Origin of the sequence: Pseudoalteromonas sp. CnMc7-15 (genome assembly GCF_022347925.1) — a bacterium.
In the GTDB taxonomy this organism is placed as follows: Bacteria; Pseudomonadota; Gammaproteobacteria; order Enterobacterales; family Alteromonadaceae; genus Pseudoalteromonas; species Pseudoalteromonas ruthenica.
Window position 1 is genome coordinate 1 of the sequence record NZ_JAKRFT010000007.1, and the last position, 15237, is coordinate 15237.

Below are 15237 nucleotides of genomic sequence, written 5' to 3' on the forward strand. Positions count from 1 at the left end.
CACCACCGTATACTTTTGCTAGTACGTTAGTGATCGCTGCAGTTAGAGTTGTTTTACCGTGGTCAACGTGGCCGATTGTACCTACGTTTACGTGCGGTTTCGAACGTTCAAACTTTTCTTTTGCCATGACGGAACCTATAAGTTTTTGTGTATCTAGATTACATATCAAACGATCGACGCAAGCGCCGGTCAATTCAATTCTTCAATTATTGAATATTTTTTAGACAAATCAAAGGGAGTAATTCAGGAAAAGTCAGGGACTGGTGCTGATAGGCAGATTTGAACTGCCGACCTCACCCTTACCAAGGGTGCGCTCTACCAACTGAGCTATATCAGCACACCAGAAAAACTGGAGCGGGCAGCGGGAATCGAACCCGCATCATCAGCTTGGAAGGCTGAGGTAATAGCCATTATACGATGCCCGCTTTTAGGAACCTGTTCTTAACTACCTCTAACCGTCAAGAATAAAAGTGGTGGAGGGAGCTGGATTCGAACCAGCGAAGGCAATGCCGTCAGATTTACAGTCTGATCCCTTTGGCCGCTCGGGAACCCCTCCACGCTAAAATTCTTTCTAAAGCCTTTCCAAGTTGAGGAAAATGGTGCCGACTATCCGAGTCGAACGGATGACCTACTGATTACAAGTCAGTTGCTCTACCAACTGAGCTAAGTCGGCACTGCTTTAGTACGGGGCGAGATTCTAAGGCATGGTTTTGAGTGATGCAACTATAAAATCAAAAAAAGTTACGGTTTCGTGCTTAAACGTTCAATATTCGTGCAGAACTGCGGGTTTTTAAACAGTTTGCGCACCAATTCGCCACTTAAGTAAGCCTTCAAAAACAAAATGCGGCCGATACACACTTGCCTTCAAGTGGTTATGTAACGCTAAACCATCACCGCCAGTTATATATAACTGCGCCTGGTCGCCATGACAATAATGTGAAAGAACATACTCCACTGCTCCCAAAGCACTGAGCAAGGCACCATTTTTTACTGCACTGGGTGTCGAACGCCCAGGACTGATATGACGACGCAAGCCATCAACACTGAACACCTTCTGTGCGCGACTAACAATACTGTGCTCGGTAAGATCGAGACCAGGCAAGATATAGCCACCTAAATGTTGGTGTTCACTGTTTACCACATCAATCGTCAGTGCTGTGCCCGCATCCACAATCACGGTCTCGCCTTGCGGGTTTTCACTGTAGCCAGCGATCACCGCCAACCAGCGATCAATTCCCAAGGTATTGGGGTTTTCATAAGCGCACTGCAACTGCTGCCAATGGCCACTCACGCGAGCATGGTGCACTTGCTTACCTTGCGCTGCCGCCAATGCCAGCACCTGAGTGAGGGCACTGGATTCAGCAACAGCCGATACCAACACCTCCTCCACGTGTGACCAAGGCACTTCTTGCAGCCCCACAGCACTGAGCTCACTTTGCTCTGTGGCCAACATTAGCTTTACTGCCGAATTACCAGCATCTACTAGTAGTTTCATGTCGTCGCTCGCAAACTGATTTCGCCACCAAAATAGCGCTTACTCTGACCATCAACACGGATCACCACCGCGCCCTGTTCATCAATGCCCTCACATATTCCGCGCCAATGGTTGTTGCCAGAGCTCAACTCCACACATTGACCGGCAAACGCATGCACATCATTCCATTGCTGATACATATGCGTTAACCCCTGACGCTGATACTGATATAAGCGTTTTTGTAAGAAGCAAGTCAACGCCGCCACTAATTGGTTTTTGTCTAATTCGGTCGTAAATTCGTTAAGGTCACACCAAGGTTGGTCGATATGCTGAGCCGCGTTGTCGGGCATACTGACATTCAAGCCGATGCCAATCACCAAGTGACAGGGCCCCTCGGCGGTGCCGTCAAGCTCCACCAATACCCCGGCTAATTTTCGCCCAGCGACCAACACATCATTCGGCCACTTTAACTGTACTTCTAAGCCATAAAGCGCTTTTAAGCAGTCATAAATGGCCAAGCCGACGGCAATAGACAGCCCCATTGCAGCGTGCATGCCATCGTCTAAGCGCCAGTAGTAACTGTAATACAAATTCGCCGCAAAGGGCGATTGCCACACTCTACCGCGACGCCCTTTGCCTTGGCGCTGCATTTCCGCCACTAACACCGTATCAGGCTCAAGGCTATTCGCCTGGATACGGCGCATAAGCTCACTGTTGGTGGAATCAATAATCGGTTGTACTTCGAAGCGCCCCGCCTGCCCTTGTAATTGCTCATACACCTCGGTAATTGCTGGTTGAGATAGTAAACTTAATGGTCGGCTAATACGGTAACCCTTACCATTGACCTTATAAATGTCGATGCCCATTTCTTGCAGCGAGTGAATATGTTTGGCGACTGCAGCGCGGCTAATGCCCAGTTCGTCCCCCAGCACTTGACCAGACAAAAAGCGTCCTTGATTGAGACGCTCCAATATAGCCAGTTTATTGCCATCAGGCGCTTTCATTGTCAGCCTCCACATGGATTTCACCTTGCGCGCCCAGCAATCGCACTTCATGCTCCAAAGCAATACCAAATTGCGCCAAGATAGTGCGCTGAATATGCTTAATCATTGCCATAAGTTGCTCTGCGGTGCCCGTGCCACGATTCACCAAAACCAAAGCTTGCTTATCGTGTACAGCAATATCACCAATGCAGTAACCCTTTAACCCTGCTTGTTCAATTAGCCAACCCGCCGCTACTTTTTGGAACTCGTTGTCCACATCGTAACAGGGCATATGGGGGTCGCGTTGTCGAAGACTAGCCACTTGTTGGCGCGGCAAAATTGGGTTTTTAAAAAAGCTGCCTGAATTAGCTAGTTGATAGGGGTCAGGGAGTTTACTTTGGCGTACAGCGACCACCTGCTCAAAAATTTGTTGCGCTGTGGGTTGATGCAGCTCTTGCAGTGGCCCATAACTGGTGTTTGCCTGCCACGCTTTCGGTAACCGCAAACCCACCCGAGTAATAATAAAACGCTCTTTTAAGGCATGCTTAAATATCGAATCGCGATAGCCAAACTCACACTCCTCAGCACGCAAAGTGTGAAAGCAACCCATAGTAATATCGTAACCTTGCACGTAATCTACAAATTGTGCCAATTCAACACCATAGGCTCCAATATTCTGCACAGGTGCTGCGCCCACGGTCCCGGGGATCAGTGCTAAGTTTTCTAACCCTGGCATTGCCAAGGCTAAACTTTGCTGCACCAGCTGATGCCAATTTTCACCTGCTTCACAATGCAGTAGCCACGCGTCGCTATGCTCTTCTATTACCAAGCCTTTGTTGGCAATTAACACCACGCTCCCCTGATACGGGGCCGTAAAAATAGTATTGCTGCCCTCACCCAGCACGCAAAACGGCTGCGTAAAATCAATATCATGCAGCTGCTCAGGTTCTTCGACAATCAACAGTTGTTGGCACTGAGCCGCAAGGGCAAAAGTATGAAGGCTTTGTAATGCAGGCAAAAGGCACTCTCTTGTCATTAATTTATTACTTAAGGCAAAGCTAGTGTAACCCAAGGAGCTCGTCTGACATAGCTGTCAGTGCTGGTTGAGATCTGGTATAACGAGTTCTTCTTATTTCGCTCGTTCTGAGGATACTATGAAATTAAAACCACTCGCTTTGGCATTGGCCATGGCAGGCTTAAGCCAACATGCGTTAGCTGCCCAAGATGAACACACCTATGCCAACTTGGATGAAGTTGTCTCAACTCACCTTTTTTTAGACTTAGATGTTGATTTCGCCGACAAACAACTTGAAGGCTTTGTGGAACATAGCCTAGAGTGGAAAGATAAAAGTGCGCGCACCTTGGTGCTTGATACTCGCGATTTGGAAATTGATCGCGTTATTTACGAAGACAATCAAGGCAAATGGCATAAAGCTGACTTTACCTTAGCCCCGCGCAACGATGTTAAAGGCGCCAAACTGACCATTCGCTTCGCCCAGCAGGCTCCTAAAGTACGAATTTACTACAACAGCTTGCCACAAGCTTCTGGCTTGCAGTGGCTTACGCCAGAGCAAACTGCCAGCAAAACCCAGCCGTTCATGTATAGCCAATCGCAAGCTATCCATGCCCGTAGCTGGATCCCAGTTCAAGATACACCAGCGATGCGCGTAACCTATAGCGCCCGCATTGAAACACCAGAAAACGTGCGTGCGGTAATGAGTGCCGACAACACCGGGGCTTTCATTAAAGACGGCGATTACTTCTTTGATATGCCGCAGGCCATTCCTCCTTACCTGATCGCCATTGGTGCCGGTAACTTGGAATACAAGGAAATGTCGCATCAAACCGCTATTTTTGCTGAGCCGCAAATTCTTGATGCGTCAGTTGCCGAGTTTAATGACACTCAGGCGATGATTGATAAAACCGAAGGTATGTACGGTGAATACGCATGGGGCCGCTACGACTTACTCATGCTGCCGCCAAGCTTTCCGTTTGGCGGTATGGAAAACCCGCGCCTATCCTTTATCACCCCAACCGTTGTCGCCGGTGATAAGAGTTTAGTGAACCTTATCGCTCATGAGCTGGCCCACTCTTGGTCTGGTAACTTGGTAACGAACGCGACTTGGGAAGATTTATGGCTTAACGAAGGTTTCACCTCGTATGTGGAAAACCGCATCATGGAAGAGGTATTTGGCCGCGAGCGCGCAGTGATGGAGCAAGCCCTGGATAGCGCTGGGTTACGCGCTCAACTAAAAACCATTGACGCTCCCGATACGCGCCTAAACTTAAAGCTAAACGGCCGTGACCCAGACGATGCCTTTAGCTCAGTGCCATACACCAAAGGTCAATTGTTCCTTATCTACTTGGAGCAGCAATTTGGTCGTGACACCTTCGATACCTTTGTGAAGCAATACTTCAGCGATCACGCTTTCCAATCTGTGACTACCGACGAGTTTGTGGCCTACTTAGACAAGCATTTATTAAAGGCCCACCCTGGAGTGGTCAGCTTAGAAAAAGCAAAAGAGTGGATTTACCAGCCAGGGTTACCCGCCGATGCGCCTAACCCCACCTCTGACGTGTTTGATAAAGTAGATGCACAAACTCAAGCTTGGCTAGCAGGCGATAAGCAGCTCAGCGACTTGCCAACGGCTGACTGGACTGTGCACGAGTGGTTGCACTTTTTGAACAACCTGCCGCGTGATTTAAACAATGATAAAATGGCAGAGCTAGACGCGCAGTTCAACCTCACGGCATCGACAAATAAAGAAGTGGCGTTTGCATGGTTTATGTTAGCGGTAGGCAATGGTTATGAAGCGATTTACCCTGCATTAGACCAACACTTGAGCAGCATTGGCCGCCGTAAACTCATTGTGCCCTTATACAAAGCACTTATCGCAAACGGTAAGCGCGACTGGGCGTATGACGTTTATCAGGGCGCACGCCCAGGCTACCACCCCTTAGCACAAGGTACGATCGACGCCTTATTCAAGTAACTGGGCCTTGCCAGTTTAAACGTTGCAAAAAGGGCGAGAAATATCGCCCTTTTTTGTACTTGTAACAACGATGCTAGTTTTACTATTGTTGGTTTGCTTTTACTTTCTCCAAGAAAGCTTGGCGCTCTTGCGCACTGGCTTGCTGCCACCAAAAGTCCAGCATAGCCGCAGCACTGACGTTGTTATTAACCACGACTTGGGCCGCTTCAAGGCTCTCTTTATCAGGGTTATTGGCGCTGACTACCGTCTTCGCCTGTGGTGCCTCAGCTGGCGCAACAGAAGCCATCGGCGCCGCTAATTTTTGCCCCCGCGCCTGTAAACGCACTGTCGGTGCTTCGGCATAAAGCTCGGCCGCTGCGGCATTACTGGCACGCTCAAAGATCACATCGTAATCCTCGCCCGCTTTTACCTCTAAATTTACCCAAAATGGTTCTGACTCCACCACTTGATGATCATCAAACCCACTTTCATACAAATCGCTGTATTGCAGCTTCAAGCGGTATTGCCCTGGAGCTAGCTCCAATTCATCGACCGTTGAGAAAAATGACTGCTCTATCTCTTTATCATCCACCTGTAACGGAATAATTTCCTCCGGGAAGTACACCATCTCGGCCTGCACCTGAGGGGCCAAAGCCAGTGTTATTAGGCTGGTCATTATCGTTTTCTTCCACATAGTCATTTCCTTGTTAGCAAATGGATTAAGCTTCAGTTTGACACTTCTGCTTTTCTTTGTCATTACTGGCTCATCCATGAAAAGATAAGGACCACACCGTGAGTGAAGAAACCATTTTCAGTAAGATTATTAACCGCGAAATTCCAGCAGATATCGTGTATGAAGACGAACATGCTTTAGCATTTAAAGATATTAATCCCCAAGCGCCGTTCCATGTGCTTATTATCCCAAAAACCCCGATAGCCACCATTAACGATATTACCGACGAACATGCCGCCACAGTCGGGCATTTGTATGTTGTTGCTGCAAAACTAGCTAAAGAACAAGGCTTTGCAGATGAAGGTTATCGCGTAGTAATGAATTGCAATGACCATGGCGGACAAACTGTTTACCACATTCATTTGCACATGCTGGCCGGCAAAGAAATGGGTTGGCCTCCTTATCAGGATAAGAAAAAAGTATAACTTTCGCTTATCTTTTATAAGGTTAACAAATATGGGCAGAGGTAAAGAAGGTGTTATCATTGAATCCGCTGCCCTGTACCTCGCATTCTGCCTGTATATACCCAGAAGTTGAAGATTATTAATCTTTTTTCACTAATAATTCTGAGCCACCTAATACAAAAGAAGTGAGCTCCATGATACGATAGTGGCAATAATGTAAAAGAGCCGCTAACCACAATGAGTAAGACTGTCTTTCTATTACTTGAACAAGACCCCATCAACCAAATAGGCGTCAATGTCCTTGAGCCACTTCTGCGTACACAGGGACTCGAAGTCCATAAAGGCACCGACGTTGCTCAGGTTAAGCCTGGCACCACTTACTTATTTATCGAAACATCATCAGACGATGCGTGGAGTCGTTTAAAAGAGCACTTAGTCAATTTAAAAGTGGAATGTGACATTGTGCTGTTCAATCTAGATGAGAATCCAGAGCTCGCTAATCGGGCGCTACTAAGTGGTATTCGTGGCGTGTTTTACACCACAGATAATGCCGATGTGATGATGAAAGGCATTCGCTTACTTCAAGAGAATCAGTTGTGGTATCGCCGTGATGTTATGTGTAACGTGCTGAACCGCATGCTGCAATTTAATAAAGATTCGCTGCACAAACTCACTGAAGGTGATATTGAGCCGGTGAAGCTGACCAAGCGCGAGAAAGCCATCGTCGCGTTAATGAGTAAAGGCGCTAAGAACAAAGAAATTGCCGAAGACTTAAACATCAGCCCGCATACGGTTAAAACCCACTTATACAGTGCATTTCGTAAGACCAAGTGTCGTAACCGTGTGGAGCTATTATCTTGGGCTCAAACTAACATGCCCAATGAATTACGCTAATCGCTAATATCAACAAAGCCGGCTATTGCCGGCTTTTTTGTCGGTAAAATTTATCTGCGGCAGAGCAAGTGAAGATTGTAAATATGAATGCTAGTGCAATACTCAAACGGTTGTGAGCCTCATACTTACTCGAGCCTTATATCGAAAATCCAAATTTTGAGCATTAAATTGACTCCTTTAGGAAGTTGATCAACCTTTTGCAAACTAACAATTTCTCTTGCTCATCCGCTTCTCTGAAATATGCGCCCTCTGCATCTGTTTTCCACTTAAAAACATAATCTATATCTGAGTCTCGAGAGGAATAATAGCGCGTGAGAATAAGTCGTCCTGAGTCAATATCCGCGTAGTTTTTGTTAGTCCATTGCTCAAATCTAGAGTGGTAATTTTCAGCAGGATTATGCTCTGAGCACAATTCTACATATAACTTGCGAGAAACATAGTTGGCGTAAATCTCTGCGACTCTATTTTCTTCCAGAGTCAATGTCGGTTGCGAGATTGCACAACTACTGAAAAAGAGAGCTGTTAAGAAAATATTATTTTTCAGCATGGCAGCTGGAGTTCTTTTAAGCAAAGTCAGCATTTTCATAGTTTAAGACGTTTTTTGAATTAGGGAGCTCTCGTACTTCTGAGATGAGTTCATTCTATTTTTGTTATTGGTAACAACCCACTAATTGCTTTTCAGCAATGATTCTTTTGGCCTCTTTCACGTCCTTTTCATTGGGCACTACAGCAGCCATTGGCAAAAGACTCATATGTATATCTGACGCCTCATTAGACGACAATTTACTGTTGGATAGCGGTCAACCAACAGTAAATTGACCCGTTTAAATGCTTCGTTGTATTCAGAATTCGTTGGGTTGTATGAAAACCACTCCTTCCTCTGTAATTTTCATTTTCCCATTCAAGTCTTTATCGTGCCAAGAGCTTTTGCCCATTTTCAATGATGCAACTTCCCCTGAATGAACAGTCATAGTACTCATTGCATAGCCAGCCTGTTTACGCATAGTTGTATCTACCGCATCTATTGGCAAACTATTTGGATATTCCAGTTGTTCTATCTCGACATTTTGCTCTGTTGTTTTTACTTGCCAAAATTCAGACTCTGTAATCCACAGCTGAAAGGTACTTGGGTGTTTATAGTCCTCCGGCGTATCTATCGTAGTAATTGACAAAATTCCACCGCCAGTCGGAACTTCCATTTTTGCATGAGCGTTTTTATACAATTGAAATTCGTTGTCAGTGGTCATCATGGGGGCTATTGAAGTTTCTTGTTCTATGACTTCAGCCGATTTTGCATCATGAAACTCAGGGTTTTTGTTAGAGCTATTGATCGCCGCAGGAATGACCACTTGTAAGCCAAGATACGCGATGAAAACGAAAGCTATGGCGAAGCCACTGCCAAAAACAAGTCCACTCAAAAACTTTTTAAACACGCAGATCCCTCTTTTAAATATAGCGCTAACGTAACCGGTGCGACAAAGGAGCATCCAGCGCCGCAGGCATGGAGTTGACGTTTTTGTTAAGCATGTTGTCTATACCCGAATATTCAGAGGGAAGCTAATTTCACCTTCACAATACAGTTTCCCCTCCTTGGTTAGCACCATACCGTTCCGAAGCCATAGATAGGAGGAGTCTCCCTCAGTGACGTCAAACTCCATCGCCAATAGTGGAAAGCCTAGCGCCATGCGTACATTAGCCAACTTTTCAGCAACAGACACAATTTCAAGTAATAAGGTGCCATCAGCAGCTGAAATCACCTCGATTCTATGATGAGCCTCGAGATCATGCAGCCAATTTAACATTCTGTCTTCCTGCATGAGTTCTAGCACAAAGTATTCTGCGGGTTCACCAGCACCAATTGTAACAAGGCATGGCTGGAGTAAAATTCTATCGTTAGAAATAAACGTTAAGGTTTTATCAACGCCGTCAACAACGAACCACCCGGCGATATTTTGTACAACTTCACGATTATCAATTCGTGATTTGATTTCAATAGATCCATCAATATTTTGCGCGTGAACAATGCCGTGACATTCTCGACACAGAAGAACACACTTATCAACCTCCTCAATTTGCTCAGCTGATAATGTTCTGTTCATCAGCGCCGAGTATTGAGGATGTTTTTCAGATGGATCTACATGGTGAAATTCGAACATGCGGTTAAACGTGCGATAACGCGCCACCATTTCCTTAACGGATTTTCCACATTGAGAACAACGATTACCTCGATACTCGTATAGTTGCGACCGGTTTGCCATTTAATACCTAACAGCATATCAGTAAGACCTTACAAGGTAGCATACCTTGTAAGGGTAAGATGCACCATTACTAGCGCGAAGGCTCTGTATTAATGTGCCGGGCCAGGCTATTCAAGCGCTGCTCGTCGGTATTGCTCGACCGGCAGGCCACCAATACCCCAGCTGTCGAGCTCGACTTCATCAATCACCACCATAGTAGTCGCTGGGGATTTATTTAATACCTCAACCAGTAACTCGGTAACCCCTTTTATTAAGGCTGACTTTTGCGCTTGGGTGACTCCCTCTTGCGTTACTTTAATATTCACATAGGGCATATCCTTCTCCTTACTTATCAATAATATGAAATACTTTTGCAATAATGCGCCACTGCCCAGCACTGCGTACCAGTGACAATAAATCAACATAGTCCTGAGCACCGATAGAGCAACGCACCCTAGCCTGTGCAGTGTTATCGCCAAGCAGCTCTATTGCATCTATGCTGTCTTGACGCTGCTCACCGCGAGAAGCGGGCGATGTACGCTGAGCGATCACCTCACGATAGGTGGGCATATCGCGATACAGCAAAGGTTGCTTATCTGCGCTCACATAAATTGCTTGGGGATGAAAAACGCTATCGAATTTCTGCAAGTCGCAGTGGTACAAGGTATCGAAGTAGCGTTGCAACAACGCAGTAATTTCTGGCAACTGCTTCATGAGGTGACCTGCTCAGACACCAGCCCTTCGGTGTGCATCGCTTTGCGCACACTGGGGCGAGCATTAACTCGCTGCCAGAAGGCATTAATGGCAGGCCATGGCGTCAGCGAAAAGCCAATAAACTGTGACCAGTTAATAATGACAAAGGCATAGGCATCAGCCACGCTAAAGGTATCGCCTTGCAAATATAAGCTGCCAGCACTTAACTGAGCTTCTATCGGTGCGAGACGTTTGCCAATTTTCGTCTGTGCCGCCTGGCGCTGTGTGGCTGTCAACTCAGCTCCTGAGAAAAAGGGGCTAAAGCTCTTATGCAACTCAGAGCTTAGGTAAGCAAGCTGCTCACGAAGCTGATAGCGCTGCCATGTGCCAATGCTGGGAGCAAGCTCCAGCTGTGGTTTTAGATCGGCTAAATACTCAAGAATGGCAGGATTTTCGGTCAGTATTTTTTGGTTATCAACGGCCAGCGCAGGCACATAGCCCTTGCTATTAATTTCGCTGTAGTTACCCCCTGTCTCGGTTTGACCTTTATCGGTATCAACACGCTCAAGTTTAAAGTCGACCTCGAGCTCATTGAGGATAATATGTGAGGCCATAGAGCAGGCGCCAGGTTTGTAATAAAGCTTCATTTCACGGTATTCCTGTTGTTGTCCTTGTGGAGCTTTAGATAATATCTAATGGAAATTAGATTACTAGAAGTAACCATGCATTTGGTGCTAGAATTGGGTTACCGCACAGAAACTTAGTCACTCTTATGTCATTGAAAGTTAGGCTGAATAAAAGCCCTAAACCACCCCAACCCTGTATGCTTACAGAATGTATGGCGGTCATTTCCGGTGCCTGGGCGCCCAATGTAATTTGGTGTTTACGCGCTGGACCGCGCCGCTTTAATGAGCTGCGAATTGATATCCCGCCGATTTCGGCAAAGGTACTTTCAACTCGCTTAACGGAGCTATTAGAGCGCGGCGTTATTGTTCGCCATGTACGTGATACCTCCCCGCCCTCGGTGGAGTATGAGCTTACCGAGCTTGGCCAAGAACTTATTCCAGCATTAGACGAAATCGTGAAGGTCGGTCACAAACTTAAAACCATGGGCTATCTACAAAAGCAGTACGACTAGCACTATAACCACGGATGAGTTGTGACTTTTCGCATGGCCATCGAGTGAATTTTGCGTATAGTAGTGGCTATCTAACGTAAACTTTTAACTTGTTGATGCTCGACGCAAAAGCCCTTTTTTACACCAGTGCCGCTGCCGTATTTGTTATGGCGCTGCTGAACTTTATTACTTGGCGGGCCAACCGTAATTTTGTCGGTATTGGCTTGTACGTGTTTTATCCCGTGTGCTTGTTATTGGCGATTTTACTGTTCGCGTTGAAGAGCACCGTTGATGTGGGCTCACAGGCGTTAGTGGTACTGGCTAACATTAGCTTTATGCTCGGCTCCATTATTCATGTGTTAGCCATCAGCCGTTTTTTAGATTACAAAGGTTTTGTTACCACCTTATTTATTTTCGTTAGTGCTTTTTTACTCCTTGGCTTTACCTACTTTATGTTCTTTGACAGTAACTTACGTACTAGAGTGTTATTGTCTGACTTACAACATATTGCTGAAGCACTGTGTCTAACCTACATTGTTATTCGCTACGGACGACATAAATACCCCAGTGCCAGTTTGGTGTATTTAATTGCCTTAGTGATGTGCTTAGGCATATTCAGCGCCCGCACAATTTGGATTGGCGATATCGACCGTTTCAGCCTGATCCGTAATGATTGGTTTAGTATGACGCTGCTAATTAATGGCGTGCTAGCGCCGATGCTCTACGCTGCTGGTTTGGCGTTATTCTGTAACGAGCGTCGCGAGCTTAACCTTAATCAACTCACAGCCAAGGCGCAGAAAGATTTAGAAATTCGCGGCCTGTTTTTATCTACCGTCAGTCATGAGATTCGCACCCCACTCAATGGCATATTAGGCAGTGCGCAATTGATCATGAACCAATCCAATAACCCCAAAAACAAACCCTATTGTGAAGCCATTATCAACTCAGCCGAGTCGCTAAACTTACTCATTGATAAAGTCCTTGAGTATGCGAGCTTGGACCAAAGTGATGAAGCCCTCTTTGAAGAAGACGTAGAGTTACGCACTTGGATTAATAACCTGTGTTTGTTGCTAAGCCCGCTGGCAGAGCAAAAAGGGGTCAAGTTTGAGTTGAACTTTAACTTGCCGCGACAAGCCTGTTATTACTGCGACCACCAAAAGATACGACAGGTACTGATTAACCTAGTAGGTAATGCCATCAAATTTACCGACCGAGGTGAAGTGATTCTACAGGTAGATTTATTGCGTGAAGGCCAAGAAGAGCACACCCTACGCTTTAGTGTTATTGATTCAGGCCCCGGCATAGAACAAGAAGAAATTCAGTATTTAACCGAACCCTATGTACAAAGTAGCGCCGGTAAACTCAAGGGCGGCTCTGGCCTGGGCTTAGCAATCACCAGCCGGCTGCTGGAACACTTAGGCAGCCAGCTTATTATTGATAGTGAAGTTGGCAAAGGCAGTACCTTTAGCTTTGATATGCGCTTAACTGTGGGCGAGCTTAGCCTCGTTGAGAAACGTCCGCAAACGACCCATTACCTCACCGGCCTTGATGTGTTGTTAGTAGAAGATCTCGACCTTAACCAAAAGATTGCCATAGAGTTTATGGCCGAGGACGAGCATCGAGTGAAGCTCGCTACCGATGGCCATAGCGCCATTGAACTGATGCAGCAGTATCATTTTGATGTGGTGTTATTGGACATGAATTTACCCGACTTAAGCGGCCAAGAGGTGATCCGACGCTTGAAGAATATCGACCATCGCAATCATCGCACGCCGTTTTTAGCCTTTACTGCCAGCCTCAGCCCCGATGAAGTGAAAGAATACCTGGCCTTGGGGATCAAAGACATTGTCGGCAAACCTATAAAACAAGAAAAGCTGCGCCAAGCGTTAAGTGACTCGCAGTCCAGTCAAGCACCTAATTTGAGCGTTGAGCTTAAAGATGTGCTCTACGATGAAACCGCCGCAGAGCAAATGGCCAATACCTTTGAAGAGCAAGAGCTGACCTCTATTTATAATGAGTTCGTGCTTTCAGCCCGTAATAAACTGCTGCGTTGCCAGCAGCTTATGGCCAATGATAAAGAGCAGTGCATCAAAGTGTTACATCGCCAAGCCAGCACAGCTTTGCAACTCGGGTTTAATCGCTACGGCATGGCGTTAAAGAAAATTGAACGGCGATTGCTTGAGGATAAGCCGCTAGATACTCACCTAAGCGATTGCCTTGAGTTATGGCAACAAAGCTTAGAGCTGTACCTTAAATCAATGCGCGCTCAAGTCTAACGGCCATAATCATCATCAAAACGGACGATATCATCTTCTTCAAGATACGCACCGCTTTGCACCTCAATCACCCGCGCGACAGTGTTTGAGGTGTTGCTCAGGCGGTGTTTTTGTCCCGCAGCGATAAAGGTTGATTGTCCGGCGCTGAGCTGGCTTTGCTGGCCATCAATCTCCACCAGCACAGTGCCGCTAACAACCACCCAATGTTCAGCGCGATGTTGATGTAGCTGCAAAGACAGTCGCGTCTTGGCATGAAGCATAATGTGCTTTACTTTAAAACCTGGCCCCTCATTGAGCACCTCGTAGCTGCCCCAAGGTCGAAATACTTGGCGGTGACGCAAACGCCGCTGTGGGTATTGCTCACTGACTTGGCTAAGTAGAGCTGGCATAGTGTGCAGCTGCGATTTGGCTGCCACCAAGGTGGTATCACCGCTTTGCACTACTGCCAAATCATGCACTCCTAAGGTCGCCACCACCTGATGCTCGTCAGTCACCACTAAGTTGTTATGACTATCTTGCAGCACCGCCTCACCAATCACCGCATTGCCCTGATGATCTTGCTCTGTGTGTTGCCATACTTGCGCAAAGCTACCTAGGTCGGCCCATTGCAGTGGCAACGGGCAAGTCAGCACCTGTTCGCTATGTTCCAGCAGAGCATAATCAATAGAGTCACTGGGCACGTGTTGCCAGGCATCGGCATCGACACGAACAAAATCAAGATCGCTGTGAAAGTGCGCCGCTTTGCGCAGCGCAGCCATCATCTGCGGTTGGTGTTGCTCTAGCTCTCGCACAAAACAGCCACTGGTAAACATAAACATGCCGGAATTCCAGTAGTAGTTCCCGTGTTCGATATACTGCTGCGCTAGCGCGTATGAGGGCTTTTCCTTAAAGTGCTGTACATGAAATAGATTGGTCGCCTGTGCTGCGGCTTTACCTTTTAAAATGTAGCCATATTCTGTGGCGGCGCGCGTGGGTTCAATGGCAAACGTAAGTAGCGCCTGATCACTGTGCTGCGCTAACGCCGGTAAACGCTCAATTAAACACGCGGGATTGGCAATCGCATGATCCGCCGGGGTCACAAATAAGCTCGCATCGGGATAATGTTGCTGTGCCCACAGCGCGGCAATGGCCACCGCTGCGGCAGTATTTTTGCTCTGTGGCTCGAGAATAATGGCACAGGGGTCAACCCCTACTTCGAGTAATTGCTGTGCGACCATAAATCGATGTTCGGCGTTACACACCACCAGCGGAGGCAGCAAGCTGTGATGCTGTACTCGCAGTGCAGCCTGCTGTAACAGTGAATGCTCGCCATCTAGGCATAAGAATTGTTTTGGACGGTCTTGGCGCGATAACGGCCATAAACGCGTACCGCTGCCGCCCGCTAAAAGCACAGGTAAAATCAACATACCAGCTCAGAACTAATAATCGAATAACGATTATACCAGTTCTTCATG

Annotated in this window: 17 protein-coding genes and 4 tRNA genes; 5 read left to right on the plus strand and 16 right to left on the minus strand. The window is 46.7% G+C overall.

Annotation, left to right across the window (positions count from 1 at the left end; translation table 11 throughout):
* The 8 genes from MHM95_RS16345 to murB all read right to left on the minus strand — a co-directional run.
* The coding region (locus tag MHM95_RS16345) for a GTP-binding protein (protein ID WP_228553369.1) at positions 1 to 127 on the minus strand (127 nt) is incomplete at its 3' end.
* Positions 128 to 261: 134 nt separating this feature from the next.
* A tRNA-Thr gene (locus MHM95_RS16350) sits at positions 262 to 337 on the minus strand.
* A 13-nt stretch (positions 338 to 350) separates the two neighbouring features.
* Positions 351 to 425: transfer RNA gene (locus tag MHM95_RS16355), tRNA-Gly, on the minus strand.
* Positions 426 to 471: 46 nt separating this feature from the next.
* A tRNA-Tyr gene (locus MHM95_RS16360) sits at positions 472 to 556 on the minus strand.
* A gap of 41 nt (positions 557 to 597) precedes the next feature.
* Positions 598 to 673 (minus strand) — tRNA-Thr (locus tag MHM95_RS16365).
* Between the two features lie 117 nt (positions 674 to 790).
* Complete coding sequence (locus tag MHM95_RS16370; RefSeq protein ID WP_239385793.1) at positions 791 to 1495, minus strand: type III pantothenate kinase; 705 nt, start codon at positions 1493 to 1495, stop codon at positions 791 to 793.
* Positions 1492 to 2478, minus strand: a complete 987-nt coding sequence (gene birA / locus MHM95_RS16375) for a bifunctional biotin--[acetyl-CoA-carboxylase] ligase/biotin operon repressor BirA (RefSeq protein WP_022946424.1) — start codon at positions 2476 to 2478, stop codon at positions 1492 to 1494. Before birA ends, MHM95_RS16370 begins: the two co-directional genes overlap by 4 nt.
* On the minus strand, positions 2465 to 3475 hold the full coding sequence (murB, locus tag MHM95_RS16380) for a UDP-N-acetylmuramate dehydrogenase (RefSeq protein ID WP_239385794.1): 1011 nt from the start codon (positions 3473 to 3475) through the stop codon (positions 2465 to 2467). Before murB ends, birA begins: the two co-directional genes overlap by 14 nt.
* A gap of 136 nt (positions 3476 to 3611) precedes the next feature.
* On the opposite strand from murB, the gene MHM95_RS16385 reads away from it, so the two are divergent.
* Complete coding sequence (locus MHM95_RS16385; RefSeq protein WP_239385795.1) at positions 3612 to 5450, plus strand: M1 family metallopeptidase; 1839 nt, start codon at positions 3612 to 3614, stop codon at positions 5448 to 5450.
* 82 nt (positions 5451 to 5532) lie between these two features.
* Here MHM95_RS16385 and MHM95_RS16390 read toward each other — a convergent pair whose 3' ends face one another.
* Complete coding sequence (locus MHM95_RS16390; protein WP_045979364.1) at positions 5533 to 6123, minus strand: DUF2057 family protein; 591 nt, start codon at positions 6121 to 6123, stop codon at positions 5533 to 5535.
* Positions 6124 to 6221: 98 nt separating this feature from the next.
* Between MHM95_RS16390 and MHM95_RS16395 the strand changes: the two genes are divergently transcribed.
* Both MHM95_RS16395 and MHM95_RS16400 read left to right on the plus strand, forming a co-directional pair.
* Complete coding sequence (locus MHM95_RS16395; RefSeq protein ID WP_045979365.1) at positions 6222 to 6587, plus strand: histidine triad nucleotide-binding protein; 366 nt, start codon at positions 6222 to 6224, stop codon at positions 6585 to 6587.
* A 216-nt stretch (positions 6588 to 6803) separates the two neighbouring features.
* Positions 6804 to 7460, plus strand: coding sequence for a response regulator transcription factor (locus MHM95_RS16400; protein WP_022946419.1), 657 nt, complete (start codon positions 6804 to 6806; stop codon positions 7458 to 7460).
* A 163-nt stretch (positions 7461 to 7623) separates the two neighbouring features.
* Here the strand turns inward: MHM95_RS16400 and MHM95_RS16405 are convergent, their stop codons facing one another.
* The 6 genes from MHM95_RS16405 to MHM95_RS16430 all read right to left on the minus strand — a co-directional run bounded on the left by MHM95_RS16405 (position 7624) and on the right by MHM95_RS16430 (position 11037).
* Positions 7624 to 8046 (minus strand): hypothetical protein, encoded by a 423-nt coding sequence (locus MHM95_RS16405; RefSeq protein WP_239385796.1) that lies wholly within the window; start codon positions 8044 to 8046, stop codon positions 7624 to 7626.
* Positions 8047 to 8302: 256 nt separating this feature from the next.
* Complete coding sequence (locus MHM95_RS16410) at positions 8303 to 8893, minus strand: hypothetical protein (protein ID WP_239385797.1); 591 nt, start codon at positions 8891 to 8893, stop codon at positions 8303 to 8305.
* 99 nt (positions 8894 to 8992) lie between these two features.
* Positions 8993 to 9718, minus strand: coding sequence for a hypothetical protein (locus MHM95_RS16415; RefSeq protein ID WP_239385798.1), 726 nt, complete (start codon positions 9716 to 9718; stop codon positions 8993 to 8995).
* 107 nt (positions 9719 to 9825) lie between these two features.
* Entirely contained in the window at positions 9826 to 10032 is a 207-nt protein-coding gene (locus MHM95_RS16420; RefSeq protein ID WP_022943677.1) for a 4-oxalocrotonate tautomerase family protein, read from the minus strand.
* A 10-nt stretch (positions 10033 to 10042) separates the two neighbouring features.
* Entirely contained in the window at positions 10043 to 10411 is a 369-nt protein-coding gene (locus MHM95_RS16425; protein ID WP_239385799.1) for a nuclear transport factor 2 family protein, read from the minus strand.
* On the minus strand, positions 10408 to 11037 hold the full coding sequence (locus MHM95_RS16430; RefSeq protein ID WP_239385800.1) for a glutathione binding-like protein: 630 nt from the start codon (positions 11035 to 11037) through the stop codon (positions 10408 to 10410). The genes MHM95_RS16425 and MHM95_RS16430 overlap by 4 nt, the downstream gene beginning before the upstream one ends.
* Before the next feature lie 191 nt (positions 11038 to 11228).
* Between MHM95_RS16430 and MHM95_RS16435 the strand changes: the two genes are divergently transcribed.
* A complete protein-coding gene (locus MHM95_RS16435) occupies positions 11229 to 11528 on the plus strand; it encodes a helix-turn-helix domain-containing protein (protein ID WP_197275966.1) in 300 nt (99 codons plus the stop codon).
* A 95-nt stretch (positions 11529 to 11623) separates the two neighbouring features.
* Positions 11624 to 13783 (plus strand): ATP-binding protein, encoded by a 2160-nt coding sequence (locus MHM95_RS16440; RefSeq protein ID WP_239385801.1) that lies wholly within the window; start codon positions 11624 to 11626, stop codon positions 13781 to 13783.
* Here the strand turns inward: MHM95_RS16440 and MHM95_RS16445 are convergent.
* Positions 13780 to 15189, minus strand: a complete 1410-nt coding sequence (locus tag MHM95_RS16445; RefSeq protein ID WP_239385802.1) for a mannose-1-phosphate guanylyltransferase/mannose-6-phosphate isomerase — start codon at positions 15187 to 15189, stop codon at positions 13780 to 13782. The genes MHM95_RS16440 and MHM95_RS16445 overlap by 4 nt on opposite strands.
* Between the last annotated feature and the right edge of the window lie 48 nt (positions 15190 to 15237).

Coding starts and splice junctions, on each gene's coding strand:
- MHM95_RS16430 (WP_239385800.1), bottom strand. CDS start 11,037: ATGAAGCTTTATTACAAACCTGGCGCCTGCTCTATGGCCTCACATATT.
- MHM95_RS16385 (WP_239385795.1), top strand. CDS start 3,612: ATGAAATTAAAACCACTCGCTTTGGCATTGGCCATGGCAGGCTTAAGC.
- MHM95_RS16400 (WP_022946419.1), top strand. CDS start 6,804: ATGAGTAAGACTGTCTTTCTATTACTTGAACAAGACCCCATCAACCAA.
- MHM95_RS16390 (WP_045979364.1), bottom strand. CDS start 6,123: ATGTGGAAGAAAACGATAATGACCAGCCTAATAACACTGGCTTTGGCC.
- MHM95_RS16415 (WP_239385798.1), bottom strand. CDS start 9,718: ATGGCAAACCGGTCGCAACTATACGAGTATCGAGGTAATCGTTGTTCT.
- MHM95_RS16370 (WP_239385793.1), bottom strand. CDS start 1,495: ATGAAACTACTAGTAGATGCTGGTAATTCGGCAGTAAAGCTAATGTTG.
- MHM95_RS16425 (WP_239385799.1), bottom strand. CDS start 10,411: ATGAAGCAGTTGCCAGAAATTACTGCGTTGTTGCAACGCTACTTCGAT.
- MHM95_RS16420 (WP_022943677.1), bottom strand. CDS start 10,032: ATGCCCTATGTGAATATTAAAGTAACGCAAGAGGGAGTCACCCAAGCG.
- MHM95_RS16405 (WP_239385796.1), bottom strand. CDS start 8,046: ATGAAAATGCTGACTTTGCTTAAAAGAACTCCAGCTGCCATGCTGAAA.
- birA (WP_022946424.1), bottom strand. CDS start 2,478: ATGAAAGCGCCTGATGGCAATAAACTGGCTATATTGGAGCGTCTCAAT.
- MHM95_RS16435 (WP_197275966.1), top strand. CDS start 11,229: ATGGCGGTCATTTCCGGTGCCTGGGCGCCCAATGTAATTTGGTGTTTA.
- MHM95_RS16440 (WP_239385801.1), top strand. CDS start 11,624: ATGCTCGACGCAAAAGCCCTTTTTTACACCAGTGCCGCTGCCGTATTT.
- MHM95_RS16445 (WP_239385802.1), bottom strand. CDS start 15,189: ATGTTGATTTTACCTGTGCTTTTAGCGGGCGGCAGCGGTACGCGTTTA.